The organism is Xanthomonas sacchari (assembly GCF_040529065.1).
GTDB classification, from domain to species: domain Bacteria; phylum Pseudomonadota; class Gammaproteobacteria; order Xanthomonadales; family Xanthomonadaceae; genus Xanthomonas_A; species Xanthomonas_A sacchari.
The window spans coordinates 4,651,890-4,677,940 of record NZ_CP132343.1; the positions used below are offsets into that span (position 1 = coordinate 4,651,890).

A 26,051-nucleotide genomic window follows, 5' to 3' on the forward strand; every position below is an offset into this window, starting at 1 on the left:
GGGCTTTGACTACGGAAGCCGACGCATCCGCGCGACTGGCACATGGCTCCAGGCGAGGCAGCGCGTGCCAGCACCGGCGGCGATTGCCGGGAGGTGGTACGCGCTGCGGTGAGGCTCAGTCCTACGTGGCCACCGGCAGCAGCCGCTGGCGCAGCAGCAGCGCGGCCAGGTCCAGGGTTTCGCCGGCCACGCGCATCACGCTGCCCATGTTGATGAAGCCGTGGATCATGCCGGGGTGGACGCGCACCAGGGTTTCCACGCCGGCCTCGCGCAGGCGCTGCGCGTAGTGCAGGCCTTCGTCGTGCAGCGCGTCGCGCTCGGCGAGCACCACCAGCGCCGGGGCAACGCCGGCCACGTCCGGCGCGACCACCGGCGAGATGCGCCAGTCCGACCCCAGCGACGGGTCGGGCAGGTACTGACGGTCGAAGAAGCGCATCGCCGCTTCGGTCAACGGCGGGATGCCGGCGTTGTGCACGCGCGAGGGGAAGGGATTGTCCGCACGCAGGTTGGTCAGCGGATAGATCAGGATCTGGCAGCGCAGGGCGATGCCGGCATCGCGTGCGGCCACTGCGGCGCTGGCCGCCAGGGCGCCGCCCATGCTGTCGCCGGCGATGGCCAAGCGCTGCGGATCGGCGCCGACCTCGCCTGGGTGCGCGGCCAGCCACTGCACCACCGCGATCACGTCCTCGATAGCAGCCGGCGCCGGATGCTCGGGCGCCAGCCGGTAGTCCACCGCCAGCACCTGGCAACCGGCACGCGCAGCCAGTTGCCTGCACACGTCGTCGTGCGAATCGAGGTCGCCGACCACGCCACCGCCGCCGTGCGCGTAGAGGCAGGTCGGCGCCGGCCCCGTGTCGAGGCCGTGCGGGCGGTACAGGCGTAGCGGAATCGGGGCGGCCGGGCCCGGTGCCTGCAGGTCGCGCAGCTCGGCCATCTCCACGCGCGGGAAACCGAACTGCGCGGCGACGCCGCGCATCATCGCCCGCGCCTGGGGCAAGGGCAGTTCCTCCATCGGCGGCTGCCCGGACTGCTGGGCCTGGGCGAAGAAACGGACGACGTCTGGATCGAAATACATGGGTGGCCCTCCCGGGGCGGCTACGCAAGCGGCGTCGGGCAGATTGTTATTTTCAATAACCATTTTCGCAAATAAGCGAACCGGGACGCCCGTGCGCGCCAGCGGCGGATCAGCGACAGGCGGCCGATCGTCGCGGCGCGGATGCGCGTGCGATGCAGGCGTGGCGAGGCATTGCGCGGCTTGGGGCACACGCTGGCGGCGGGCGCGCACGCGGTGCCGCCACATTGCGGCGCAGCATGGACTTGCGCGCTGCGTGGCGGAACGCGGCTCAGTCGTCCTGCGCGGCGGCTTCGCGGCCCTGCTGGCGGATGATGGCTTCCTGCCGCGCGTCCTCGATCGAGGCGCGCACGGCGCGCACGTCGGCGCGACGGCTGTCGAAGGTGAAGCGGCCGGTGAGCACGCTGTCCGGGCGCAGCGTGCCCTTCTCGTACAGCGCCCACATCTCCTCGCCGTAGTGGGTGGCATTGAGCTCGGGCGCGAAGCGGCCCAGGCAGTCGCGCAGGTTATGCACGTCGCGCAGCAGCATGCTGCGGGCGGCGTTGTTGCCGGCGGCGCTGACCACCTGCGGGAAGTCGATCACCACCGGGCCGTCGGCGCCGACCAGCACGTTGTATTCGGACAGGTCGCCGTGGACCAGGCCCAGGCACAGCATCCTGACCACGTCGCCGACCAGTTGCGCGTGGAAGGCCTGCGCCTGCGCCGGCTCCAGTTCGACTTCGCTGAGCCGCGGCGCGCTCTGCCCGTCGGCGTCGGTGACCAGGTCCATCAGCAGCACGCCGTGAAAGTAGCCGCGCGGTTGCGGCACGTGCACGCCAGCGTCCACCAACTGGTACAGGGTGTTGGCCTCGGTGTCCTTCCACGCCGCTTCCTGCTCGCGGCGGCCGAACTTGCTGGCCTTGCCGATCGCCCGCGCCTGGCGGCTGCCGCGCACCTTGCGCCCTTCCTGGTACTGCACGCGCGCCTGGAAGCTGCGCTGCGCCATGTCCTTGTAGACCTTGGCGCAGAGCACGTCGTCGCCGGCCTGGACCACGTAGACCGCGGCTTCCTTGCCGCTCTTGAGCGGGCGCAGCACGCCGTCGATGACGCCATCGTCGATCAGCGGCTGCAGGCTCGGGGGAATCTTCATCGGGTGCGGCATACCTGGAGTGAGTCGCCGCGATTATGGCGCAAGCCTGGTGTGGTGCCGGGCACGCCGCCGCGGCGCGAGGGTGGCGCCAACGCGCTGAAGCGGCGTCCGGCGCGGGCTGTGGCTTTTGCGACGAACGATCGGCGGCGCGGCGGCGTCCGGCATTTGTCTACGACATCCGCCGAGGTGCATCGCCGCGTTCAGCTTTCGAGACGGTGGCGCAGGGCTGTCGTGTTGTGGGCAAGGGCGCGCGCGAGGCGTTGCCTGGGTGGATGGTTGGGTAGGCGTTCGATTGCCGTCGCGTCGGGACTGAAGTCCCTCCCACAAGGGAGCGTCGTGCGTGACGACGCTCCTGCTCGCTCAGGCTCGCACAGGCCTGCTTCGCGCTCGCCGCAGGCCCGCCTGGGGCCTGTCTCGATCGCGGTTCAGGGCGCGGTAGCGGCCTGAGCCGGGGCCTGGGCGTCGGCGCCGCCGCCGAGCACCTGGTACAGGGTGACGCGGTTGCTGGCGTCCTGCAGGCGCAGTGCGATCAGCGCCTGCTGCGCGGCGAACAACGAACGCTGCGCATCCAGCACCGGCAAGTGGCCGTCCAGGCCGGCGCGGTAGCGCGCGTCGGCCAGGGTGTAGCTACGCTGGCTGGCGTCGACCAGGGCCTGCTGCGCGGTCAGCTGCGCCTGCAGGTGGTCGCGCGTGGCCAGGGCGTCGGCCACTTCGGCGAAGGCCGACTGGATCGCCTTCTCGTACTGCGCCACGGCGATGTCCTTGCCGAGCTTGGAGGCGTCCAGCGAGGCCTTCAGCGCGCCCGCGTGGAAGATCGGCGCGGTGATGCTGGGCACGAACGACCAGGTGCGGCTGCCGGCGGAGAATAGCGTGGACAATGCATCGCTGCTGCGCCCGGTGGACGCGGTGAGGCTCAGCGACGGGAAGAACGCCGCGCGCGCGGCGCCGATGTCGGCATTGGCCGCCTGCAGGCTGTGCTCGGCGGCGAGCACGTCCGGACGCTGCAGCAACACCGTCGAGGACAGGTGCGCCGGCAGCGGCGCCAGCGCCACGCTGTCCTGCATCGCCTGCGCGGTGGGCAGCAGCGCCGCCTCCACCGGCGCGCCGACCAGCAATTGCAGCGCATCGCGCGCCTGCGCCAGCTGGGTGGCGGCGCTGGCGACGGCCACGCGCGCCGACTCCACGCTGGTCTGCTGCTGCGCCAGATCCAGCCCGGACGCGCTGCCGATGCTGTGGCGGCGTTCGGTCAGTTGCAGGGTCTGCGCCTGGCTGTCCAGGGTCTGCTGCGCCAGATCCAGTTGCGCCTGGTCGGCGCCCACGGTCAGCCACGCCGCGGCGACCTGGGCGACCAGGGTCAGGCGCACGTTACGCTGGTTTTCCGCACTGGACAGCCAGTTCTGCAGGGCTTCCTGCTTGAGACTGCGCAGTTGCCCGAACAGATCCAGCTGCCAGCTGCTCAGCCCCACCTGCAGGGTGTCGCTGGTGCTGACCTGGGAGACGCCGTCGTCGTTGCTGGCGGCGCTGCTGCGGCCGCGGCTCATGCTGGCGTTGGCGTCGAACGAGGGCAACTGCGCGGCGCGCTGGATTCGGTACTGCGCACGCGCCTTGTCGATGGACAGCACCGCCACGCGCAGGTCGCGGTTGTTCTGCAAGGCCAGCGCGATGGTCTGGCGCAGCCGCGGATCCAGGAACACCTGCTGCCAGTCCGGCATCGCCAGGGTGTCGGTGGCGGTGCCCGCGGCGGTCGCCGCATCGACCGCAGCGAGGTCGGCCGGCACCGGCGCCGCCGGGCGTACGTAGGTCGGCGCCAGTGTGCAGCCGGACAGGGCCAGCAGCGTGGTCACCGCCACACTCATCCGAGAGATCGCGCTCATGCCTGCGCCTCCGACTTGGCCACCGCCGGTCCAGGGAACAGGCGGCGCACGATCACGTAGAACAGCGGCACGAAGAACAGGCCCAGGGTGATCGAGGCCAGGGTGCCGCCGGTGACGCCGGTGCCCAGCGAGTGGCGCGCGGCCGAACCGGCGCCCTTGCTGAACACCAGCGGCAGCACGCCGAGCAGGAACGCCAGCGAGGTCATCAGGATCGGCCGCAGACGCATCTGCACTGCGTGCAGGGTCGCGGCGAGCAGGCTTTCGCCGCGGTGCTCGAGGTCGCGCGCGAACTCGACGATGAGGATGCCGTTCTTCGCCGCCAGGCCCACCGTGGTCAGCAGGCCAACCTGGAAGTACACGTCGTTCTCCAGCCCGCGCAGGGTCATCAGCAGCACTGCGCCGAACACGCCCACCGGCACCGCCAGCATCACCGCGAACGGAATCGACCAGCTCTCGTACAGCGCCACCAGGCACAGGAATACGAACAGCAGCGAGATCGCATACAGCGCCGGCGCCTGGTTGGCCGACAGCTTTTCCTGGTAGGCCATGTCCGACCAGGCGTAGCCGAAGCCGTGCGGCAATTGCTTGCTGAGTTCGGCCATCGCGTCCATCGCCGCGCCGGAGCTGACCCCGGGCACCGCCTGGCCGGTCAGCTCCATCGCCGACACGCCGTTGTAGCGTTCCAGCGCGGCCGGTGCGCTGGTCCAGTGCGAGCGGGTGAACGCCGACATCGGCACCATGTCGCCGCCGCCGTTGCGCACCGTCCAGCGGTCCAGGTCCTGCGGCGCCATGCGTGCGTCGGCATCGCCCTGCACGTAGACCTTCTTGATGCGGCCCTTGTAGATGAAGTTGTTGACGAAGTCGCCGCCGAGCGCGCTGTTGAGCGTGGCGTTGATGTCGCCCGGGTCCACGCCCAGCGCCTGCGCCTTGGCGTCGTCGATCTTGACCGCGTACACCGGCGCGTCTTCCAGGCTGGCGTAGCGCACGTTCATCAGCTTGGGATCGTGCTGGGCCAGACGCAGCAGCTTGTCGCGCGCGGCGACCAGGGCGGCATGGCCGGCGCCTTCGTAGTCCATCAGCTCGAAGGTGAAGCCGGAGGCGTCGCCGAGGCCGGTGATCGCCGGCGGCGAGGTCACGAACAGTTCCGCGTCGGGCACGTCGGCCAGCGCCTTGTTCAGATGGTCGGCGATGGTCGCCGCATCGTCGTCGCGATCGTCCCAGTCCTTCAGCCGCACGAAGGCCATGCCGACGTTCTGGCCGGCGCCGGTGACGCTGAAGCCGGCCGAGGACAGCACCGAGCGCACGCCCGGATCCTTCAGCGCGGCCTTGGTCAGCCGGTCGGTCACCGCCAGGGTCTGCTCCAGGGTGGAGCCGGCGGGCAATTTGACCAGCACGTTGAGCATGCCCTCGTCCTCGTCGGGCAGGAACGCACCGGGCAGGCGCCACAGCAGCAGGCCGGTGACCGCGATCAGCAGCGCATAGGCGACCAGGCCCAGCGCGCGCTTGCCCAGCACCCGCTCGACCAGCGTGCGGTAGCGCTCGGACAGGTGCCGGAAGCGGGTGTTGAACCAGATGAAGAACCAGCCCAGGCGCCCGTGCGAGCCGATCGGCGCTTCGCCCTGGTGCAGCGGCTTGAGGATGGTCACGCACAGCGCCGGGGTCAGGGTCATCGCCACCAGCACCGACAGGATCATCGAGGCGGCGATGGTGATCGAGAACTGGCGGTAGATCACGCCGGTGACGCCGTTGAAGAACGCCATCGGCACGAACACCGCGGTCAGCACCAGCACGATGCCGACCAGGGCGCCGCCGATCTGCTGCATCGAGCGCAGCGTGGCTTCCTTCGGCGGCAGGCCTTCCTGGCCCATCACCCGCTCCACGTTCTCCACAACCACGATGGCGTCGTCGACCAGCAGGCCGATCGCCAGCACCATCGCGAACATGGTCAGGGTGTTGATCGAGTAGCCGAACGCGGCGAGCACGCCGAAGGTGCCCATCAGCACCACCGGCACGGCGATGGTCGGGATCAGCGTGGCCCGCCAGTTCTGCAGGAACAGGTACATCACCGCCACCACCAGCAGCACCGCCTCGATCAGGGTGATCACCACTTCCTTGATCGAGGTGGTGACGAACGGCGTGGTGCTGAAGGCGATGTGGTAGTTGAAGCCGTGCGGCCAGTACTGCTTGAGTTCCTGCAGACGCTGGTCGATGGCCCTGGAGGTCTCCACCGCGTTGGCGTCGGAGTTGAGCTCGATGCCCAGCGAGGCCGAGGGCTTGCCGTTGAAGCGGGTGATGCTGTCGTAGGTCTCCGGGCCCAGGCCGATCCTGGCCACGTCCGACAGATGCACGGCCGCGCCGCTGGCATCGCTCTTGAGCACGATCGCGCCGAACTGCGCCGGGGTCTGCAGGCGGCTGCGGGTGGTCACGGTGGCGTCCAGGCGTTGCCCGCGCAGCGCCGGCTGGCCGCCGATCTCGCCGGCCGACACGTCGGTGTTCTGCGACTGCAGCGCGTTCTCCACGTCCGAGGGCATCAGCGCGTACTTGCGCAGCTTCTCCGGGTCCAGCCAGATGCGCATGGCGTATTCCGAGCCCATCGGCTGGATGTTGCCGACGCCGCTGACGCGGCTGATCTGGTCGTCGATGTTCGATTCCATGTAGTTGGCGACATCGAAGTTGTCCATGCTGCCGTCGTCGGAGGTGAACGCCACCACCTCGAACAGCGAACCGCTGGACTTGGTGATGACCAGGCCGTTCTGCTGCACCGCCTGCGGCAACACCGACATCACCGACTGCAACTGGTTCTGCACCTGCACCTGCGCGGTGTCGGCGTTGGTGCCGGTCTCGAACACCAGGTTGACCTGCGCGGTGCCGTCCGAGGCGCTGGTGGAGGTCATGTACAGCAGGTGGTCCAGGCTCTGCTGCGACTGCTCGATCAGCTGGGTGACGGTGTTTTCCACCGTCTGCGCCGAGGCGCCGGTGTAGGTGGCGCGCACGGTAATGGTGGGCGGCGCCATGTGCGGATAGCGTTCGACCGGCAGCCCATGGATGGCCAGCATGCCGATCAGGACGATGACGATGGCCATGACCCAGGCCACCACCGGGTGGTTGACGAAGAAGCGCGACATGCGGGAGTCCTCAGTCGGCCTGGGCGTCGTCGCCTGGCAGCGCCGGCGCGGCATCGAGCTGGGCGGCGGTGACCGGATACGGCTGCGCCGGCTTGCCGAGTTCGGCACGGCTGCCGTTGACCACGATCAGGCGCTCGCCCGGCTTGAGCCCGGACTCCACCAGCCAGTCGTGGCCGATGGCCTCGCCGGTGCGGATGTGCCGCTCCACCACCTTGTCGTGCGCATCCAGCAGCTTCACCACCGGCTCGCCCTTGCTGTCGCGGGTCACCGCCTGCTGCGGCACCAGCACCGCGCCCTGGTCGGTGGCCATCGGCAGCACCGCGCGCAGGTACATGCCCGGCAGCAGCAGGTGTTCGGGATTGGGCACCACCGCGCGCAGGGTGACGTTGCCGGTGCCGGCGTTGACCTGGGTGCCGACGAATTCGAGGGTGCCGGCGTGCGGGTACGTGCTGCCGTCCTCCAGCCGCACCTGCACCTGCGCCTTGCCGTCGATGGCGTGGATCTGCCCGGCGTCGAGCTGGCGGCGCAGCGCCAGCATCTGCGTGCTGGACTGGGTAACGTCAAGGTAGATCGGGTCCAGGCGCTGAATGGTGGTCAGCGCCGCGTCCTGCGCGGCGGTGAGCAGCGCGCCGACGGTGTAGGCGGAGGTGCCGATGGTGCCGGAGATCGGCGCGGTGATGCGGGTGTAGTCGAGGTTGATGCGCGCCGCCTGCAACGCCGCCTTGGCCGCGACCACCGCCGCCTCGTCCTGGCGCAGCGCGGACACCGCGTCGTCGGCATCCTGCTTGCTGGCCGCGTCCATGTCGGTGAGGCTGCGGGTGCGCTCGGCCTTGGGCCGCGCGCTGGCCAGCGCCGCCTCGGCCTGCACCAGGTTGCCGCGGGCGATGTCGTAGGCGGCCTGGTACGGCGCCGGATCGATCACGTACAGCGCCTGCCCGGCCTTGACCTCCTGGCCCTCCTGGAACAGGCGCTGGCGCAGCAGCCCGCCGACCTGCGGGCGCACGTCGGCGGTCTCGTAGGCCACGGTGCGACCGGCCAGGGTGCGCTCCACCGGCAGCGTGCGCGCGCCCAGGGTCAGCACCCCCACCCGCGGCGGTGGCGCGGCCGCCGGCTTGTCGCCGGAGCAGCCTCCGGCCACGGCAATGGCCAGCAATACGGCACAGCGAACGGGACGACGAGGCGCCTGGAAGAGGTCGGACATGGGGAGTGCGGCTGGGAAGAAACGCGCAACGCTACTCCACGGATGTGTCGCATCGCACCATCCCTGTAACAGTGCGTTGTACGGGCTTCACCAAGGTCGGAGAAACGTCGGAAACCGGCACGCAGCGTCGCGTCGGCGGGCACCGCCATTCGTTCTATTACCGAACACAAATGCGATAATCGCCCAACGTGGCGACGTCCTTTCCAGACGCGGCATGTCATCGTGCGCACGCCCCGCCTTCGCCACGCTCGTGGCCCTTCGCGGACGCCGTGCGTCTCCCCTGCAGAGGATCGAAAACGTGCAAACCCAATCGGATGTGTCGGCCGGCGGCCGGATCGTGCTGTGGAGCGTCGGCCTGCTGCTGGCGCTGATCGGGCTGGCGCTGCTGGTCGGCGGCATCCGCCTGGCCACCCTCGGCGGCAGCCTCTACTTCCTGGCGATGGGCGCGGCCTGCGTGGTCTCGGCCGTGCTGCTGCTGCGCCGGCGTCCGGCCGGTGCGTGGCTGTACGCACTGGCCTTCGTACTGAGCGTGGCCTGGGCGTGCTGGGACGCCGGCCTGGCGTTCTGGCCGCTGGTGTCGCGGCTGATGATGCCGGCGGTGCTGGCGCTGCTGGTCGCCCTGGTCTACCCGACCCTGCGCCGCGCCCGCGGCCTGCCCGGCGGCCGCGGCGCGTATGCGCTGGCAGCGGTGCTGGCGCTGGCCTGCGCCGGCGGCCTGGCCGGCATGTTCGTGCCGCATCCGCCGGTGGCCGCCAGCGGCCCCGGCCCGGCACCGGTGCCGGTGACCCCGGCGCAGGCGCAGCGCGACTGGAACCACTACGGCAACACCGCCGGCGGCAGCCGTTTCGCCGCGCTGGACCAGATCGGCCGCGGCAACGTCGACCAGTTGCAGGTGGCCTGGACCTACCGCACCGGCGATGTCGCCGTCAGCGACGGCAACGGCGCCGAGGACCAGACCACCCCGCTGCAGATCGGCGAGACGCTGTATGTGTGCACGCCGCACAACAACGTCATCGCGCTGGACGCCAGCAGCGGCCGGCAACTGTGGAAGCGCGAGATCAACGCGCAGTCCTCGGTCTGGCAGCGCTGCCGCGGCCTGGCCTACTTCGATGCCGACGCGGCGCTGGCCCAGCCCAGCGCCGCCAACGCCTCGCCGGTGGCGGCGGCGGTGCTGCCGGCCGGCGCCAACTGCCGGCGCCGCGTGCTGACCAACACCATCGACGCGCGGCTGATCGCGCTGGACGCGGATACCGGCGCGTTCTGCAGCGGCTTCGGCCAGAACGGCCAGATCGACCTGAAGGCCGGCCTCGGCGCCGCACCCGATCCGTTCTACCAGCTGACCTCGGCGCCGACCGTGGCCGGGACCACGGTGGTGGTGGGCGGCCGCGTCGCCGACAACGTGCAGGCCGACATGCCCGGCGGCGTGATCCGCGGCTTCGACGTGATCACCGGCGCGCAGCGCTGGGCCTTCGATCCGGGCAACCCGCAGGACACACAGCCGCCGGCCGCGGGCAAGACCTACGTGCGCAGCACGCCGAACGTGTGGGCGCCGATGTCCTACGACGCCGCGTCCAACACGGTGTTCCTGCCGATGGGCAGCCCGTCCACCGACCTGTACGGTGCCGAGCGCAGCGCGCTGGACCACCGCTTCGGCGCCTCGATCACCGCGCTGGATGCGAGCACCGGCCAGGTCAAGTGGGTCTACCAGACCGTGCACAACGATCTGTGGGACTTCGACCTGCCGATGCAGCCGAGCCTGATCGACTTCCCGATGGCCGACGGCCGCAAGGTGCCGGCGCTGATCATCGGCACCAAGGCCGGCCAGCTGTACGTGCTCGACCGCGCCACCGGCACGCCGCTGACCGAGGTCCGCGAGGTGCCGGTGAAGGCCGCCGACATCCCCCACGAACCGTATGCGCTGACCCAACCGCTGTCGGTGGGCATGCCGCAGATTGGCACCAAGCACCTGAGCGAAGCGGACATGTGGGGCGCCACCCTGCTGGACCAGATGCTGTGCCGCATCGCCTTCAAGAAGATGCGCTACGAGGGCCTGTACACCGCGCCCGGCACCGATGTGTCGCTGAGCTTCCCCGGCTCGCTGGGCGGCATGAACTGGGGCGGGCTGTCGGTCGACCCGGTGCACGACGTGGTGTTCGCCAACGACATGCGCCTGGGCCTGTGGGTGCAGATGATTCCGCAGAAGGCCGAGAAGGCCGCCGCCTCCAGCGGCGGCGAGGCGGTCAACACCGGCATGGGCGCGGTGCCGTTGAAGGGCACGCCGTACGCGGTCAACAAGAACCGCTTCCTGTCGGCGCTGGGCATCCCCTGCCAGGCGCCGCCGTTCGGCACGCTCAGCGCGATCGACCTGAAGACCCGCCGCATCGCCTGGCAGGTGCCGGTGGGCACCGTGCAGGACACCGGCCCGCTCGGCTTCAAGATGCACCTGCCGATTCCGGTCGGCATGCCGACCCTGGGCGGCACCCTGGCCACGCAGAGCGGCCTGGTGTTCATCGCCGGCACCCAGGACTACTACCTGCGCGCGTTCGACAGCGACACCGGCAAGGAACTGTGGAAGGCGCGGCTGCCGGTGGGCAGCCAGGGCGGGCCGATGACCTACGTGTCGACCAAGACCGGCAAGCAGTACATCGTGATCACCGCCGGCGGCGCGCGGCAGTCGCCGGACCGCGGCGACTACGTGATCGCCTACGCCTTGCCGAACGCCAAGTAGGAAAACGGCACGCCATTGCCACCTGCGTGCGGTGGCAATGGATGGACCCGCGTTCGTGAGACCTCACAGCGCCTCGACCGAGACGCCGCAGGTTGGCCGACACATGGGGGGGTACGGCGCCGGGCACGGCGCCGATCGGGTGACGCAGAACAGGCCGCGCCGCAAAGCGCGTTGTCCTCGAAGCCTAGACAGACCCGCGCCCGCGCCGCCCTGCCCTCAACGCGCCGGCTGCAGCCGCATCGTCAGCACCGCGGCAATGGCCACCAGCAACGGCAACGCCAGCACGTAGTACAGGTTGGCCGGCTGCCAGCCGGCATCGACCAGCACGCCGACGGTCATCGGCGAGAGGATCGCGCCGACGCGGCCGATGCCGATCGCCCAGCCCAGGCCGGTGGTGCGCACGGTGGGCGCGAACACGATCGGCGCCACCGCATACAGGCCGGCCATCGAGCCGAACAGCGCCGCGCCGATCACGAAGGCCACGGGGAAGGCCAGCTGAAGCTGCGTGCCGAGCGTGGCGAACGCCGCCATTCCCAGTGCGGCGATCAGGAAGCTGGCTGCGGTCAGCCGTGGCAGCAGAAAACGTGCGGCCAGACCGCCGAACAAGGCGCCGCCGACGATGCCGCCCAGGTTCAACAGCACCCCGCCGGTGACGCCCTGCTCGGCCGACAGCCCGGCTTGCACCAGCAGTTTCGGCGTCCAGCTCAGCACGAAATAGAAGGCGAACATGTGCATGAAGAAGCCCAACGCGATCAGCACGCTGTTGCGGCGCAGGCGCGGGGTGAACAGCGCCGCGTAGCCGGCCTGCTCCTGCGCCGGCGGGCGCGGCGGCAGGGCATCCAGGGTCGGTGCGCGCATGCGCGTCAGCAACGCGTTGAGCCGCGCCAGCGCATCCGGCGGGCGCCGGCTGAGCAGGAAATCCAGCGATTCGGGCAGCAGCGCCAGCACCACCGGGATGCACAGCAGCGAGGCGAGTGCGCCGAACAGGAAGGCCGCATGCCAGCCCCAGCGTTCCAGCAGCATCGCGGCGATCAACCCGCCCAGCGTGGCGCCGATGGGATAGCCGGTGGCCTGCAGCGCCACGGCGGTGCTGCGCCACTTCGGACTGGCGTATTCGGCGGTGATCACGCCAACGCCGGCGAGCATGCCGCCGATGCCGATGCCGGTGAACACGCGCAGCGCGGCCAGTTGCCAGATGTCCTGCGCCAGCGCCGAGGCGGCCATGCCGACGGTCAGGATCGCCAGGCAGCACAGGATCATGCTGCGCCGGCCCCAACGGTCGGCCAGCGGCGCCAGCAGCAGCGAGCCCAGCGCCATGCCTACCAGGCCGGCGCTGAGCGCGATGCCCAGCAGCTTGCCGGACAGATGCCAGGCCTCCGACACGTGCGGGGCGATGAAGGCCATCACCATCACGTCGAAGCCGTCCAGCATGTTCAACAGCACGCAGACCGCGATGGCCGTCCACTGGAAACCGCTCATGCGGTCCAGGACGAGCGCGGTGGGCGGGGCGGCGGCATGGCTCATGGGGTCACTCCTGCTGGAACGGCGAACGAGAACCGCGGCGATGCGGCGTCACTTGGCGGGCGCGGCCGCGTGCAGGGCGTCGAGCGCCTGGCGCAGGCGCGCCGCGTCGATCTGCCCCGGCGCCGAGGCGCTGCCGAGCATGCCGAAGGTCAGGCTCTGCCCGAAGGTGCCGCCGGACAGCCGCGACACCGCGCCCAGCGGCCCCATCGCCATGGTCAGCAGCGGCTGCCCGCTGCGCTGGCGCAGTTGCCAGGTGGCGTCGAGCAGGTGCAGCACGTCGCCGGGATCGCGCGGCATCACCGCGATCTTCAGCACGTCGGCGCCTAGCGCCTGCTGCCGCTGCAGCCGCGCCACGATCTCCGCCACCGGCGGGGTGGCGTGGAAGTCGTGGCTGGACATCACCACGTACACGCCCTGCCGGTGTGCGCGCTCGACCACCTGCCGCAGCACCGCCGGGTCGCGGAACATCTCCACGTCGAGCAGGTCGGCGAAGCGCGCCTCCAGCAGGCGCGCGTACAGCGCGCCGTAGGCGGCATCGTCGATCGCCACCGCACCGCCCTCGGCCTTGGTGCGGAAGGTCAGCAGCAGCGGCTTGCCGTGCAGCGCCTGCGCCAGACGCGGACCCAGGGCGGCCAGCGCGGCGGCGTCGGTGGCGCCGTCCATCAGGTCGATGCGCCACTCGGCCAGGTCCGCATCGGGCGAGGCGGCGATGCGCTGCGCCTGCGCCTGCGCCTCCCCGGCGTCGTGCGCGGTGATCGGCACGATGATCTTGGGCAGGCCGGCGCCGATGTCGAGTCCGCGGATCTGCAGCACGCGCGGCGGCGGCAGCGGCGCGGTCGCGGACGGCGCGGCGGGCGCCGCTGCCGCGGGTGCCGCGGGTGCGGCCTGCAGCGGCGATGCCAGCAGCAGGCCGGCGCAGCACAGGAAGGTCAGTCGTCGTGGGAACAAGGGCATCGGGATCGGCCTGGGCAGGAGGCGCGCAGCGCGCGCTCAGAAGGTGAGCTTGACCTGCAGCCCCACCGCCAGCGCGTTTTCGGTACGCGCATAGGCGAAGGTGCCGGGGTTGACGATGTACTGCACGTCCGGCCGCAGCATCAGCCATGGCGTCAGCTGCGCGCTGTAGGACAGTTCGTAGAGTTCCTCGGCGGTATCGAGCGCGAACACCGGCGCCTCCGGCGGCACACCGGCATCGAGCAGCGCCGCCCTCCGCGCATCGAGCAGGCGGTGGTTGATGTCGGCGCCGACGTAGCCCAGCGCGATGCGGTCCTGGCTGCGCCGGCCGATGCCCTGGTACACACCGCCCACGGCGTACCAACGGGTGATCTGCGCGGTGGCATGGTCGGACACCATGTACTGGGCGAAGCCGGTGAGGCCGCGGCCACGCTCGCCGCCGGGCGAATACAGCTTCTGTTCCACCAGCAGGTAGGCGCCGTCGCGGCCGGTGGTGGCGCGCGGGTCCAGGCCCTTGCGCGGCACGCGCGAGGAGTCGTAATAGCCGCCGAACTTGTAGGTGCCCGGGTAGTTGCCGCCGGCACCCGGCGTCCAGGTGAGTTCGACGGGGAACAGCGAGCCGGTGGTGCCGCGCGCGGCCAGGTCGAACGCGGTGTGCACGTTGTTGTTGGTACTGGGGTTGACCTGGAACCAGCCGACCCGCAGGTTCGCCGCCGGCGTCAGTTGCTGCGCCACTTCCGCGCCCCAGCGCGCGTTCGGATAGTTGTACCAGCCGCTGTTGCCGGACATCGCCAGCGGATGCGCGCAGAACGCGGCGTTGACGAAGTTGGTCAGCAGCGTGTGCGCGCCGAACTGGTTGCCCATCGCGTAGAAGCCGGCCTTGATGTAGCTGCGACCGTCGTTGAAGCGGCGGTCGTAGCTCAGTTCGGTCAGCCGGGTGAACTGGCCGCCGTAGGCTTCCTGGATCGGGAAGCGGTTGCCGAGCAGATCGGCCGAGGTGCTGCGGCCGCGGCGGTCGTTGACGGTCACGTGCAGCGTGCCGCCGTCCCAACCGGCCAGTTTCGCCAAGTCCAGGTCCACGCCCAGCCGCACCTGCTGCGCATAGCGCGCGCCGCGCTCGCCGCGGCCGCCGTCGACCAGGCCCATGGCTTCGCCGACGTAGTCGCCGCGCACGTTGACGCCGCGCCGCAGCCAGTCGCTGCGCACACCACCCCAGTCGCCGCTGAAGGTGCTGTGCGCCAGGTCGGTGGCGTCCTGCGCAGCGGCAACGGCCGGGACGAAGGCGATGGCCACGGCCAACAACGACCAGGCCGGGAACGACGGCAGGCGGCGCGGCGCACGCGCGCCGGCGGAGACGGCGCGGCTCACGGCGTCACCGCCAGCGGTGCGCTCAGCGGCGAGGTCGCGCCATCGTCGCTGGTGACGGTGGCGGTGAGCGTGGCCAATCCTGCGCTGTCGCCGTCCAGCGGCAGCGCAAAGCGGCCCTGTCCCTGCGCATCCACCGCCGCCTCGACGCGGCCGAGATAGCGTTCGGCTTCGTCGTCGCCGCGGTGGCGATTGCCGAACAGCTCCACCGTGTACAGATGGCCGGGGCGGCCGACGAAGCTGCCCTGCACCTGCGGCACGCCGGCGCCGCGTTCGATCGTGCGCAACTGCGGGGCGGCCTGGCCGAAGTTCGGCGCAGGCTGGCAACCGTCCGCCGCCGTGGCGCCGCAGATCGTCGCGCGCTTGCGCGGGTCCGGATCGACGCCGATGCCGCGCGAACCGACGAAGGGCGCGTGCTCCAGGCCCGGCACGCCGAACACGATGGCGCCGCGCGGCTGGCCGGGCACGCAGGCGCCGCCGGCGAAACAGCGCTCGATCTTCAGGCCGTTGCCGGACAGCAGGTTGGCGCTGAACCGGTTGGCTTCGCTGCGCGGCTGCGGGCGCACCGCGATGCCGATACCGTTGCCGGTCAGGCGGTTGCCCTCGATCAGGTTGTCGCGGCCGGTGACGCTGACCCCGATCGAATTGCCGGCGAAGTCGTTGTCGGCGATGGTGTTGCGGTTGCCCCAGTTGATCTGCAACCCGTCGGAGTAGCGCTCGAAGCGGTTGCGCAGCACGGTGTTGTCGTTGCCCCACAGGATCTCGATGCCCTGCGATGGCTCGGGATTGGCGTCGGTGGAGCGGAACACGTTGTCGGCCACCAGGTTCCAGGCCGCGCCGCGGGTCAGCTCCAGGCCGTCGCCGTTGTCGAGGAAGGTATTGCGCTCGATGCGGTTGCGCACCGTGGTGGTGGCGGTGGACTGGCCGTTGCCGTCGTCGCCGGTCAGCATCACCCCGGCGCCGCCGTGGTTGGCGACGATGCGGTTGTCGCGCAGCACATTGTCGCTGGCGCGGTTGAGCAGCACGCCGATGCAGAAGTTGCGGATCTCCAGGCCGCTCAGTTCCACGCCCCGGGTGTCGCGCAGCAGCAGGCCCGGCAGCGTGGTGCTGCGCACGTTGGTGCCGAACTGGCCCTTCTCCGCGCCCGGGCAGGCCGCGGTGCCCTTGCCGCGGATGTAACCGGCGCCGTCGATGGCGATGTACTGGCCGTCGTGCGCCCGCGCCAGGCCCACCACCTGCAGCGGCCCCTGCAGTGCCGGCAACGGCGCGCGCGGGCGGATCACGTACGGCGGCGCGCCTACTGCGGCGATCTCGATGCGGTAACGGCCGGGCGCCTGGTTGGCGGTGGTGATCGCCCAGCGCAGCGATCCCGGGGCATCGTCGTCGGCGTAGCGGTCCACGGTGAGCACGCTGCGCTCCGGCGGCGCCGGCTCGGCCTGGTAGGCGCGCACGGCACCGGGAAGCAGGGCCGCCGCCAACAGGGCCAGGCCGCGGGAAAACGCACAGGACATGCACCATCTCCAACAGAATCGGGACCGCACCGGCGGCGGGCGGCGCCGCGGCCGCCAGCGGCGCACGCGTCGCGCGCTGCCAGGCGCCGGGACAGCGGCAACGCTAGTTTTATCGCACTGCACCATTCAAGTGCGAATATCGATTCGCGGTGCGTTTATCGCACAACCGGAGTCGCCGACCGCGCCGCAAGGCTAGGTGCATGGCGCTATGCGGCGGCGGCGGCCTTGCGCGCGATCAGCCGATGCACGCGCTTGCCGGAGGAGGCGCTGACGACCTCCTGGTCGTCGATCAGCTGCATGCCGGCACCCAGCGCCGCACGCATCCGCGTCGCATCCAGCACGGTATACAGGCGGCCATGCGCATCGCGCGGCGCGTCGTTTCCGGCCACCCGCCAGCTCAGGTACAAGGTGCCCTCCGGCATCAGCAGCTCGGCCAGCCGCTCGGCGGCGGCGGCCGCGTCCGCCTGGTCGAGATGCATCACCACCGTTTCGCACAGCACGTTGCGAAACGCGCCGGACGGGACGCCGGCCAGTGCCGGCAACGCGGCCAGTTCGAACCGCAGGCCGCGGTAGCGCCGCCGCGCCTCCTTGAGCAGCCCGGCGCTCGCATCGTAGCCGCACACCTCGAAACCGCGCGCTGCGAGCCAGGCCGTATCGCGCCCCGCGCCGCAGCCGACGTCGGCGGTCGGCCCCGGCGCGAAATGCCGCCGGAGCAGTGCGTACATGTCCTCGGGCGCGGCCTGGTCGTGCCAGTCCTGCGCATAGCGCGCGGCTTCGGCGTCGTAGGCAGCGACGGTCGGGCGGTCCACCATGGCGATTGCTCCGCAACGGCGTCGCACGACGCCCGGCGTAGCTTAGTCCTTGCGTGCGACACGCGTCGGGGGACGCGCCCGCGGCGGCCGGCCCGAGCGACCGCGTTATCATCGGCGCCCGCGTGGCCGCCGGCCGCCCACCGCCGGAGAGCGCCGTGTCCCCGATCCGCCCCTACCTCGACAAGACCCCGCAGTTGGGCGCGCGCGTCTATGTGGACCCCGCCTGCACCCTCATCGGCGACGTGGTGCTGGAGGACGACGTGTCGGTGTGGCCGGGCACGGTGATCCGCGGCGACGTCAATTACGTGCGCATCGGCGCGCGCAGCAACATCCAGGACGGCACCATCATCCACGTCAGCCACCACAGCCCCTACAACGCGGCCGGCTACCCGACCCTGATCGGTGCGGACGTGACCGTCGGCCACGGCACCATCATCCATGCCTGCACCATCGAGGACCTGTGCCTGATCGGTATGGGCGCGTGCATCCTCGACGGCGCCACGGTGAAGAAGTACGGCTTCGTCGGCGCAGGCGCGGTGGTCGGCCCTGGCAAGACCGTCGGCGAAGGCGAGCTGTGGCTGGGCAATCCGGCGCGAAAGGCGCGCATGCTCAGCGACAAGGAGATCGAGAGCCTGCACTACTCGGCGCAGCACTATGTGCGGCTGAAGGGTCGCTACCTGGACGCGGCCGCGGCAGCGCCGCAGTAGCCCGCACCACTACTCGGCCGCCAAGGCGAGTAGGGCACGGCCGATCGGGCGCGGCGTCTCGCTGCGCAACACCACGCTGGTGGTCACCGCGCCGAAACGCGCCAGGGCATCGATGACCGGCTCCAGCTGCGCCGGCGCGGGCACCAGCACGCGCAGCACGAAGCAGTCCTCGCCGGTGACCCGATGCACGTCCAGCACCTGCGGCATCTGCGCGAACAGCGCCAGGCACGCGCCGATCTGCGCATGCGTGGTGCGCAGGCGGACGATGGCCGAGGTCGCCAGGCCCAGCGCGCGCGGATCGACCCGGGCGGTATAGCCGGTGATCACGCCCTGCTCCTCGAGCCGGCGCACGCGCTCGGACATCGCCGGCTGCGACAGGCCGATGCGCCGCCCCAGGGCCGCCAGGGCGATGCGGCCGTCGCACTGAAGCGCCTCCAGGATCGCGTAGTCCAGGGCATCGCCCCGCCAGGTCTTCGCCGCCACTCGCCTCGCCCCCTTCGCCATCCACCGTGGATTCATCGGAAAACCGTCGCTTGCGCCGATGCATCGCCATGGCGATGCCAGGCAGGCAGCGCGACACTCACGCTTTCTTCCGACGGAGCGTAGCGCATGCAGGACGTGGTGATCGTGCCGGGCATCGGCGACTCGGGACCGGAGCACTGGCAAACCCTCTGGCAGCGGCACGACCCGCGCATGCGCCGGCTGCAACCGGCGTCGTTCGCGCATCCGCAACTGCACGACTGGCTGCGCGCGCTCGACCATTGCGTGCAGCACTGCGCCACGCCGCCGCTGCTGGTCGCGCACAGCCTGGGTTGCCTGCTGGTCGCGCATTGGGCCGCGCGTGCCGAACGCCTGCCGCGCGGCGCCTTCCTGGTCGCCGTGCCCGATCCGGACAGTGCCGCGTTCCCGCATGCGCAGGCGGCCAGCTTCGCTCCGGCGCCGGCGACGCCGCTGCCGTTCCCCAGCCTGATCGTGGCCAGCAGCGACGATCCCTACGCAGCGCCGTCCTACAGCCGTCGCTGCGCGGCCGCCTGGGGCAGCGGACTGGTCGAACTCGATCGCCTGGGACATATCAACGCAGCCAGCGGCCTGGGCGCCTGGCCGCACGGCGCGCACTTGCTGGCCGCCTTCGACGCCGGCCTCGGACCGACACCGGCCTAGCCCGCCTGAGCGCTGCCGACGCCTCGCCGCGCGACGCCGTGGAGCGGTAAAAAAGCGCGCTCGCGACTGGCGCGCTTCCCGCGCCTGCGCGACACTATGCGTCTCTGGCGTGGGGACGCCACCGAACGAATGGAATCGCAGATGCTCAAGATCTCGCTGCGCGGCCTGCTGGCCGCTTTTTGCTGTGCGCTGTGCTTCAGCGCCGTCCCGGCGCTGGCCCAGGACAGCGGCCCGGACATGACCGCCGAGCAGTTCGTCGGCACGCTGCATTTCCGCGACGGCCACATCGAGGTCCCGCAGGCCAAGGTGCATTTCGACCTCGGCCCGGAATTCCGCTACCTGGACAAGACCGATGCGCGGCGGGTGCTGGAGAGTTACTGGGGCAACCCGCCCGACGACGACGTGCTGGGCCTGATCGTGCCGCGCCGGCCGGCGCTCGACGAGAAGGGCAGTTGGGCGGTGGTGGTCACCTATTCCGACGACGGCTACGTGTCCGACGAGGACGCCAGCAAGATCGACTACCAGGCCATGCTCAAGGACATGCAGGAGGCCACCCGCGAGGAGAACGCGCAGCGCAAGAAGGCCGGCTACGAGCAGGTCGACCTGGTCGGCTGGGCGGTGCCGCCGCGTTACGACACCGGCAGCAAGAAGCTGTACTGGGCGCGCGAGCTGGCATTCGCGGGCGAGCGCGAGCACACCCTCAACTACGACATCCGCGTGCTCGGCCGGCACGGCTACCTCAGCCTCAATGCGGTCTCGGGCATGGGCGAACTGGCGCAGGTGCGCGCGGGCATGCAGCAGTTGCTGCCGATGGCCGAGTTCGACAGCGGCGCCCGCTATGCCGACCACAACCCGTCCACCGACAAGATCGCCAGCTACGGCCTGGCCACCCTGATCGGCGGCGGCCTGGCGGCCAAGGCCGGCCTGTTCGCCAAGCTCGGCCTGCTGCTGGCCAAGGCCTGGAAGCTGGTACTGGTCGGCCTGATGGGCCTGGTCGCCGGCGTGCGCAAGCTGTTCGGCGGACGCCAGCGCGACGGCGGCACGGTGCGCTGACCGGCACCGCCGTCACGCTGGGCAATTCACGCCACCCCGGCTAAAGTTCCGTGTCGGAGCAGGACGCAGTCGAGAGCAGCATGCCGCCACAGGCAGCCGGCCGAACGGAAGGACGGCCTCCCCACATCGCAGGCGTCAGTGTCCGCCGCACCATGCGGCGGCGGTAAGGGGCATGCTCGATACCTATCGCGAAGTCGTCACCCCCGAAGGCGTGCCGCTGCATCTGCCGGCCGCCGGCGCGGTGCCGCGCGCACTGGCCTGGCTGATCGACCTGGCGCTGCGCTTCGCCCTGCTCGCCGCCATGGGCATGTTCCTCGGCCTGCTCGGCGGCCTCGGCCAGGGCCTGTACCTGGTGGCGATGTTCCTGGTGTTCTGGGCCTACCCGATCGTGTTGGAGGGCTGGCGCGGCCAGACCCTGGGCAAGCAGGCGCTGGGCCTGCGCGTGGTGGCGCGCAACGGCGCGCCGGTGGGGTGGATGGCCGCGATCACCCGCAACCTGCTGCGCACCGTGGACATGCTGCCGTTCGGCTACGCCGTCGGCCTGCTGGCCTGCCTGTTCGATGCCCATTCGCGGCGCCTGGGCGACTTGGTCGCCGGCACGCTGGTGGTGCACCAACCGCCGCGCGAGGACGAGGCGTTGCCGCCGATCGCCAGCGCCCTCGCACCGCCGCGGCCGCTGCTGCCGGCCGAACAGGCGGCGCTGATCGCCTTCGCCGAGCGCGCGCCGCGGCTCACCCCGGAGCGGCAGCTGGAACTGGCCGCGCTGGCGCAGCCGCTGACCGACACGCCGGGCCAGGCCGGAGTGCTGCGCCTGTACGCGATGGCCAACTGGTTGCTGGGCCGCCGATGAAACAGGAACAGTTCGTCCTCCGCCATCAGCACGAGTGGCAGGCGTTCGAGGCCTGGCTGCAGCGCAGCGGCAGCGCGCGCAAGCCGGCGCCGACCGCCACCGACACGCCCAGCGATGCCACCGCCGCGGTCGCGCCGCCGCATCCGCAGCCGCCGCCGCCGCTGGCCGACGAGGACGTGCCGGCGCGCTACCGGCGCCTGTGCCAGCAGCAGGCGCTGGCGTGCAAGCGCGGCTACAGCCCGCAGGTCACCGCGCGCCTGCAGCACCTGATGCAACAGGGCCACACCGTCCTGTACCGGGCGCCGCGTCCGCGCTGGCGACGCGCGGCGGAATTCCTGTTCGCCGAATTCCCGCAGGTGGTGCGCAGCCAGGCCGGCTACATGGCCGCGGCCACCGCGCTGTTCGTGGTGCCGCTGGTGACCATCTTCGTGCTGCTGCAGTTCCGTCCGGAACTGATCCACGGGCTGATGGATCCGATGCAGGTCAGCCAGATCGAGCGCATGTACGACCCGGCCGCCAGCGCGCAGAAGCTCGGCCGCGACAGCGGCACCGATTGGCAGATGTTCGGCCACTACATCATGAACAACATCAGCATCGGCCTGCGCACCTTCGCCAGCGGCCTGCTGGCGGGACTGGGCACGGTGCTGGTGCTGCTGTTCAACGGCATCACCATCGGCGCGGTGGCCGGGCACCTGCATCAGATCGGCTATGGCGTCACCTTCTGGCGCTTCGTCGCCGGGCATGCGCCGTTCGAACTGACCGCGATCGTGATCGCCGGCGGCGCCGGCCTGCAACTGGGCCTGAAGGTGCTGGCGCCGGGACGGCGGCGACGCATCGATGCGCTGGTCGAAGGCGGCAAGATCGGCGCACGGCTGTGCCTGGGCGTGGCCGCGATGCTGCTGGTCGCCGCCTTCATCGAGGCGTTCTGGTCGTCCATCGCGACCGTGCCGGCGTGGATCAAGTACAGCGTGTCGGCGCTGCTGTGGACGCTGGTGCTGACGTGGCTGTGGCGCGGCGGTCGCGGCCGGGTGGAGGCCATCGATGCGGATTGAGCGCCTGGACGTGGTGCTGCGCGCACGCTCGGCCTGGGAAGCGATGGAACTGGGCACTGCGCTGGTCCGGCGCCACGCCGGGGCGATCTGGAAGCCATGGGTGCTGGTCACCCTGCCGCTGTGCGTCGTGCTCAACCTCGGCGCCTGGGCGATCGACCGGCTGTGGCTGGCGTCGCTGTTGCTGTGGTGGCTGAAGCCGGTGCTGGACCGGATCCCGCTGTTCGTGATCTCGCGCGCGGTGTTCGGCGACGTACCGCGCGTGCGCGACACCGTGCGCGCGCAGGGCGCCTGGGGCTGGCGCACGCTGCTCGGCTACCTGACCTGGCGCCGGCTGAGCCCGGCACGCAGCGTGTTCATGCCGCTGGAGTTGCTGGAAGGCGCCAGCGCCGACCAGCAGCGCGAGCGCCGCCGCACCCTGGGCGGGGCCATCTACGGCCACGCACTGCTGCTGGCCAGCGTGTGCTGGCATTTCGAGGCGATGCTGTGCGTGGCCTGCATCGCCACGATCTTCATGTTCGTGCCCATCGACCTGCTGCCGGAGACCGCGCGCGCGGCCTGGGCGCTGATCGGCGACCAGACGCCGGCATGGGCGGACATCGGCTTCAACGTCATCGGCTGGCTGGCGATGACCCTGATCGAACCGTTCTTCGTCGGCGCCGGCTTCGGCCTGTACCTCAACCGGCGTACCCAGCTGGAAGCCTGGGACGTGGAGATGGCGCTGCGCCGGATGGCCGCGCGCCTGCGCGGCGCCGCGCCGCTGGCGCTGCTGTGCGTGGCCCTGCTCGCCGCGCCGACCGCGGCGCTGCGTGCGCAACCGGTGGCCGACGACGCGGCAACGCAGACCGCGGCGGCGCAGGATGCGCCCGCCGAGGGCACGCGCGATGGCGATGGCGAAACCGATACCGACGCCGACGCCGACGCCGACGCAAACGCCGAGACCGACGACAAGGCCGCGGCCGCGCCCGCCGCCGACACCCACCACCACAACGCCGCGCATCCGGTCCCGCTGGACGAAGTGTTCGACACCGAGCCCGCCGCCGATGCGCGCTTCGCCCGCGCCGCCGACCGTGCCTACGCCGACCCGCTGCTGACCGCCAAGCGCACCATCGGCTACTGGAAGAAGCGCAATCCCGACGAACCGCCCAAGCCGGACGACAAGCAGCAAGACCTCACCCCATTCGGCAAATGGATCGAGGCCGCGGCCCAGGCCATCGCCTTCGTCGGCCGCTGGGGCATGTGGCTGCTGGCGGGGATCCTGCTGCTGGTGCTGCTGCTCACCGCCAGGCACTGGCTGCCGTGGATGCGCGGCACCGGGCGCCGCCGCGCGACGCCGCCCACGGCGCCGGAGCATGTGCCGGTGCTGGCACCGCAACCGCTGCCCGACGACGTGGCGACGGTGGCACGACGCGCCTGGCGCGAGGGTCGCCATCGCGATGCGCTGGCGCTGCTGTACCGGGCCAGCGTGGCGACGCTGTGCGAACGCGCCGACCTGGTGCTGCCGCCCAGCGCCACCGAGGCGCAGTGCCTGCGCGCCGCGCAACGCCTGCCCGACGCCGCCGACCGCGGCTTGTTCGCGCGCATGGTGCGGGTGTGGCAGCACGCCGCCTATGCCGGCCGGCTGCCGGCGGATGACGCCTTCGACACGCTGGTCGACGAGCTGCAGCGCCAGTTCCGGTGGCAGGCATGAACAGCGGCACGCGCAATGCGCTGATCTTCCTGGTCGGCCTGCTGTTGGTCAGCGTCGGCGCGGCCTGGTTCTTCGGCCGCTACGAACGCGCCGAGCGAGAGATCGTGCTGCCGCCGCGCGGCGAGGCCGCCTACAACCCGCTGTACGCACTGCGCCAAACCCTGCGCGCCGACGGCGTGCGCGCCGAGTCGCGGCAACGCCTGGACCTGGCGGCGATGCGCCTGCGCCCGCACGACAGCGTGGTGTTGTACGGCGACCCGCGCATGCTCGGCAAGGCCGATGGCGACGCGTTGCTGGACTGGGTGGAGCATGGCGGGCATCTGGTGCTGCGCACGCCCACCGTCGAGGTCAAGCGCGGCGACGTGCCGATCCTGGAAGCACTGGACATCACCGTCGAGGCAAGCAGCCCGGACAACTGCCTGATGATGGCGGTGCCCGGCGCGGCGCCGCAAAAATTCTTCTGCGACGGTCGCCGCTTCCACATCGATCCGGACACACCCGACAACTGGTGGAGCGGCGAGGACGACGACTTCGTGTTTGCGCGCGTGCCCTACGGCGACGGCAGCGTGGACGTGTTGTCGGAACTGGATTTCCTCGAGAACCAGGACAACCGGCTCGGCAGGATGTTCGAGGGTTCGCCGATGGAGAACGACCCGATGCTGCGCAGCGGCGGGTTGCGCGAGGCCGGCAACCGCCTGCTGGCGCGGCAGGTGCTGGGGCCGAACTACGGCCAGGGCACCATCCACCTGATCTATTCGGCCGAACTGCCGTCGCTGTGGCGCACCCTGTTCACCCGCGGCTGGCCGGCCTGGTTGCCGGCGCTGCTGATCCTGCTGGCCTGGCTGTGGTCGCGCATGCAGCGCTTCGGGCCGCTGCGCGCAGCGCCGGCCGAGGATCGCCGCTCGCTGCTGGAGCACGTGCGTGCCAGCGGCGAACACCTGCTGCGCTTCGGCCGCGCCGACCTGCTGCACGCGGCGGTGCGCGAGGCGTTCCTGGCGCGGCTGCGCCGGCGCGCACCGCTCGCCGCCGCCCTGGAGGGCCCGGCCCAGGCCGCCGCCATCGCCGAGCGCCTGCAACTGCCGGTGGCGCAGGTCGAACAGGCGCTGCAGCCGCCGCCGCCCAATCAACCCGCCGCCTTGCGCGAGCGCATCCGCCTCCTCGTCCAGATGAGAAACCAGTTATGACCACCGCCCCCTCCGACGCCGTCGCGCCGCTCGCCGGCCCTGCCCTGATCGAACGCGCCGAGGCGATCCGCGCCGCGGTCGGCCATGCCTTCATCGGCCAGCCGGAGGTGCTGGAGCAGATCCTGATCGCGCTGCTGGCCGGCGGCCACGTGCTGATCGAGGGCGTGCCCGGCCTCGGCAAGACCCTGCTGGTGCGCGCGCTGGCGCAGGCGCTGGAACTGAACTACGCACGCGTGCAGTTCACCCCGGACCTGATGCCCAGCGACGTCAGCGGCCATGCCGTATACGACCCCAAGACCGAGAGCTTCAAGATCCGCCGCGGCCCGGTGTTCACCCACCTGCTGCTGGCCGACGAGATCAACCGCGCCCCGGCCAAGACCCAGTCGGCGCTGCTGGAAGTGATGCAGGAAGGCCAGGTCACCATCGAAGGCACGGCCTTCCCGCTGGCGCCGCCGTTCCTGGCCCTGGCCACGCAGAACCCGGTGGAGCAGGAAGGCACCTATCCGTTGCCGGAAGCGCAGCTGGACCGCTTCCTGCTGAAGATCCTGATCGACTACCCGCAACTGGAGGACGAGGCGCGCATGGTCGCCGCGGTCACCAGCGGCCGCAGCGCCGGCGACTTCGACCTGTCGCAGGTGCCGCGCGTGCTCGGCGCCGAGGACGTGGTGGCGATGCAGGCCGGCACTGCCGCCATCGCCGTCGACCCGCAGGTGATCGACTACGCCGTGCGCATCGTCGCCGCCACTCGCCGCTGGCCGGGCATTGCGCTCGGCGCCGGCCCGCGCGGCAGCATCGCCCTGGTCCGCGCGGCCCGCGCGCAGGCGGTGCTGTCCGGCCGCGACTTCGTCATCCCCGACGACATCCGCGACGTGGCCAAGCCGGCCCTACGCCACCGCATCGCCCTGGCCCCGGAACTGCAGATCGAAGGCCAGAGCGCCGACGACGCCCTCAGCGCGCTGCTGGCCAAGGTGGAGGCGCCAAGGAAATGAGCCGGGAGTCGGGAATGGGGAATGGGGAATGGGAAAAGCCGGGGTTCCCGGCGTTGCCCGCAATTCCCGATTGCAG

The 26,051-nt window shown here is 71.1% G+C and carries 20 protein-coding genes; 9 read left to right on the plus strand and 11 right to left on the minus strand.

From position 1 onward, the window contains the following. Window positions 1-121: 121 nt before the first annotated feature. From RAB71_RS19715 to RAB71_RS19735, 5 genes are all read right to left on the minus strand, one after another. A complete protein-coding gene (locus RAB71_RS19715) occupies window positions 122-1,075 on the minus strand; it encodes an alpha/beta hydrolase (RefSeq protein WP_010341879.1) in 954 nt (317 codons plus the stop codon). Between the two features lie 268 nt (window positions 1,076-1,343). Continuing rightward, window positions 1,344-2,201 (minus strand): PA4780 family RIO1-like protein kinase, encoded by an 858-nt coding sequence (locus RAB71_RS19720; RefSeq protein WP_010341880.1) that lies wholly within the window; start codon window positions 2,199-2,201, stop codon window positions 1,344-1,346. 425 nt (window positions 2,202-2,626) lie between these two features. Next, window positions 2,627-4,075, minus strand: a complete 1,449-nt coding sequence (locus RAB71_RS19725; protein ID WP_040901424.1) for an efflux transporter outer membrane subunit — start codon at window positions 4,073-4,075, stop codon at window positions 2,627-2,629. Beyond that, window positions 4,072-7,200: an efflux RND transporter permease subunit gene (locus tag RAB71_RS19730; protein WP_010341883.1), complete on the minus strand. Its 3,129-nt coding sequence runs from the start codon at window positions 7,198-7,200 to the stop codon at window positions 4,072-4,074. The genes RAB71_RS19725 and RAB71_RS19730 overlap by 4 nt, the downstream gene beginning before the upstream one ends. 10 nt (window positions 7,201-7,210) lie before the next feature. Then, complete coding sequence (locus RAB71_RS19735; protein WP_010341884.1) at window positions 7,211-8,353, minus strand: efflux RND transporter periplasmic adaptor subunit; 1,143 nt, start codon at window positions 8,351-8,353, stop codon at window positions 7,211-7,213. A gap of 346 nt (window positions 8,354-8,699) precedes the next feature. On the opposite strand from RAB71_RS19735, the gene RAB71_RS19740 reads away from it, so the two are divergent. Next, window positions 8,700-11,129 (plus strand): glucose/quinate/shikimate family membrane-bound PQQ-dependent dehydrogenase, encoded by a 2,430-nt coding sequence (locus RAB71_RS19740; protein WP_041500701.1) that lies wholly within the window; start codon window positions 8,700-8,702, stop codon window positions 11,127-11,129. 216 nt (window positions 11,130-11,345) lie between these two features. Here RAB71_RS19740 and RAB71_RS19745 read toward each other — a convergent pair whose 3' ends face one another. The 5 genes from RAB71_RS19745 to RAB71_RS19765 form a co-directional block, all read right to left on the minus strand. Further along, complete coding sequence (locus RAB71_RS19745) at window positions 11,346-12,653, minus strand: MFS transporter (RefSeq protein ID WP_010341886.1); 1,308 nt, start codon at window positions 12,651-12,653, stop codon at window positions 11,346-11,348. Window positions 12,654-12,701: 48 nt separating this feature from the next. Continuing rightward, window positions 12,702-13,607 (minus strand): type I 3-dehydroquinate dehydratase, encoded by a 906-nt coding sequence (gene aroD / locus RAB71_RS19750; protein WP_104609535.1) that lies wholly within the window; start codon window positions 13,605-13,607, stop codon window positions 12,702-12,704. 36 nt (window positions 13,608-13,643) lie between these two features. After that, on the minus strand, window positions 13,644-14,972 hold the full coding sequence (locus tag RAB71_RS19755; RefSeq protein ID WP_010340359.1) for a carbohydrate porin: 1,329 nt from the start codon (window positions 14,970-14,972) through the stop codon (window positions 13,644-13,646). Further along, window positions 14,969-16,480: a nitrous oxide reductase family maturation protein NosD gene (locus RAB71_RS19760; RefSeq protein WP_010340358.1), complete on the minus strand. Its 1,512-nt coding sequence runs from the start codon at window positions 16,478-16,480 to the stop codon at window positions 14,969-14,971. The genes RAB71_RS19755 and RAB71_RS19760 overlap by 4 nt, the downstream gene beginning before the upstream one ends. A gap of 206 nt (window positions 16,481-16,686) precedes the next feature. Then, window positions 16,687-17,292 (minus strand): methyltransferase domain-containing protein, encoded by a 606-nt coding sequence (locus RAB71_RS19765; protein WP_010340357.1) that lies wholly within the window; start codon window positions 17,290-17,292, stop codon window positions 16,687-16,689. Window positions 17,293-17,447: 155 nt separating this feature from the next. Here RAB71_RS19765 and RAB71_RS19770 point away from each other — a divergent pair, with 155 nt between their 5' ends. Beyond that, window positions 17,448-17,999, plus strand: coding sequence for a gamma carbonic anhydrase family protein (locus RAB71_RS19770; RefSeq protein WP_010340356.1), 552 nt, complete (start codon window positions 17,448-17,450; stop codon window positions 17,997-17,999). A 9-nt stretch (window positions 18,000-18,008) separates the two neighbouring features. Here RAB71_RS19770 and RAB71_RS19775 read toward each other — a convergent pair whose 3' ends face one another. Next, window positions 18,009-18,503 carry an Lrp/AsnC family transcriptional regulator gene (locus RAB71_RS19775; RefSeq protein ID WP_029561733.1) on the minus strand — a complete coding sequence of 165 codons (495 nt, stop codon included), beginning with the start codon at window positions 18,501-18,503 and terminating at the stop codon, window positions 18,009-18,011. Window positions 18,504-18,608: 105 nt separating this feature from the next. Here RAB71_RS19775 and RAB71_RS19780 point away from each other — a divergent pair, with 105 nt between their 5' ends. The 7 genes from RAB71_RS19780 to RAB71_RS19810 all read left to right on the plus strand — a co-directional run bounded on the left by RAB71_RS19780 (window position 18,609) and on the right by RAB71_RS19810 (window position 25,975). Beyond that, the gene (locus RAB71_RS19780; RefSeq protein ID WP_010340354.1) at window positions 18,609-19,160 is read left to right on the plus strand and encodes an alpha/beta hydrolase; all 552 of its coding nucleotides are present in this window, start codon (window positions 18,609-18,611) and stop codon (window positions 19,158-19,160) included. A gap of 129 nt (window positions 19,161-19,289) precedes the next feature. After that, window positions 19,290-20,213, plus strand: a complete 924-nt coding sequence (locus RAB71_RS19785) for a DUF2167 domain-containing protein (RefSeq protein WP_010340353.1) — start codon at window positions 19,290-19,292, stop codon at window positions 20,211-20,213. A 172-nt stretch (window positions 20,214-20,385) separates the two neighbouring features. Continuing rightward, a complete protein-coding gene (locus RAB71_RS19790) occupies window positions 20,386-21,063 on the plus strand; it encodes an RDD family protein (protein WP_010340352.1) in 678 nt (225 codons plus the stop codon). Then, window positions 21,060-22,115, plus strand: coding sequence for a stage II sporulation protein M (locus RAB71_RS19795; protein ID WP_010340351.1), 1,056 nt, complete (start codon window positions 21,060-21,062; stop codon window positions 22,113-22,115). The genes RAB71_RS19790 and RAB71_RS19795 overlap by 4 nt, the downstream gene beginning before the upstream one ends. Continuing rightward, entirely contained in the window at window positions 22,105-23,802 is a 1,698-nt protein-coding gene (locus tag RAB71_RS19800) for a DUF4129 domain-containing protein (protein WP_010340350.1), read from the plus strand. Before RAB71_RS19795 ends, RAB71_RS19800 begins: the two co-directional genes overlap by 11 nt. After that, window positions 23,799-24,986 (plus strand): DUF4350 domain-containing protein, encoded by a 1,188-nt coding sequence (locus RAB71_RS19805; RefSeq protein WP_010340349.1) that lies wholly within the window; start codon window positions 23,799-23,801, stop codon window positions 24,984-24,986. Before RAB71_RS19800 ends, RAB71_RS19805 begins: the two co-directional genes overlap by 4 nt. Next, window positions 24,983-25,975 carry a MoxR family ATPase gene (locus RAB71_RS19810; protein WP_010340348.1) on the plus strand — a complete coding sequence of 331 codons (993 nt, stop codon included), beginning with the start codon at window positions 24,983-24,985 and terminating at the stop codon, window positions 25,973-25,975. The genes RAB71_RS19805 and RAB71_RS19810 overlap by 4 nt, the downstream gene beginning before the upstream one ends. The last annotated feature ends 76 nt before the right edge of the window (window positions 25,976-26,051 follow it).

What these genes read in the sequence shown, in the direction of transcription:
- RAB71_RS19780 (WP_010340354.1), top strand. Translation starts at nt 18,609, where the DNA reads ATGCAGGACGTGGTGATCGTGCCGGGCATCGGCGACTCGGGACCGGAG.
- RAB71_RS19790 (WP_010340352.1), top strand. Translation starts at nt 20,386, where the DNA reads ATGCTCGATACCTATCGCGAAGTCGTCACCCCCGAAGGCGTGCCGCTG.
- RAB71_RS19745 (WP_010341886.1), bottom strand. Translation starts at nt 12,653, where the DNA reads ATGAGCCATGCCGCCGCCCCGCCCACCGCGCTCGTCCTGGACCGCATG.
- RAB71_RS19775 (WP_029561733.1), bottom strand. Translation starts at nt 18,503, where the DNA reads ATGGCGAAGGGGGCGAGGCGAGTGGCGGCGAAGACCTGGCGGGGCGAT.
- aroD (WP_104609535.1), bottom strand. Translation starts at nt 13,607, where the DNA reads ATGCCCTTGTTCCCACGACGACTGACCTTCCTGTGCTGCGCCGGCCTG.
- RAB71_RS19715 (WP_010341879.1), bottom strand. Translation starts at nt 1,075, where the DNA reads ATGTATTTCGATCCAGACGTCGTCCGTTTCTTCGCCCAGGCCCAGCAG.
- RAB71_RS19730 (WP_010341883.1), bottom strand. Translation starts at nt 7,200, where the DNA reads ATGTCGCGCTTCTTCGTCAACCACCCGGTGGTGGCCTGGGTCATGGCC.
- RAB71_RS19760 (WP_010340358.1), bottom strand. Translation starts at nt 16,480, where the DNA reads ATGTCCTGTGCGTTTTCCCGCGGCCTGGCCCTGTTGGCGGCGGCCCTG.
- RAB71_RS19725 (WP_040901424.1), bottom strand. Translation starts at nt 4,075, where the DNA reads ATGAGCGCGATCTCTCGGATGAGTGTGGCGGTGACCACGCTGCTGGCC.
- RAB71_RS19785 (WP_010340353.1), top strand. Translation starts at nt 19,290, where the DNA reads ATGGAATCGCAGATGCTCAAGATCTCGCTGCGCGGCCTGCTGGCCGCT.
- RAB71_RS19765 (WP_010340357.1), bottom strand. Translation starts at nt 17,292, where the DNA reads ATGGTGGACCGCCCGACCGTCGCTGCCTACGACGCCGAAGCCGCGCGC.
- RAB71_RS19810 (WP_010340348.1), top strand. Translation starts at nt 24,983, where the DNA reads ATGACCACCGCCCCCTCCGACGCCGTCGCGCCGCTCGCCGGCCCTGCC.
- RAB71_RS19720 (WP_010341880.1), bottom strand. Translation starts at nt 2,201, where the DNA reads ATGAAGATTCCCCCGAGCCTGCAGCCGCTGATCGACGATGGCGTCATC.
- RAB71_RS19805 (WP_010340349.1), top strand. Translation starts at nt 23,799, where the DNA reads ATGAACAGCGGCACGCGCAATGCGCTGATCTTCCTGGTCGGCCTGCTG.
- RAB71_RS19800 (WP_010340350.1), top strand. Translation starts at nt 22,105, where the DNA reads ATGCGGATTGAGCGCCTGGACGTGGTGCTGCGCGCACGCTCGGCCTGG.
- RAB71_RS19795 (WP_010340351.1), top strand. Translation starts at nt 21,060, where the DNA reads ATGAAACAGGAACAGTTCGTCCTCCGCCATCAGCACGAGTGGCAGGCG.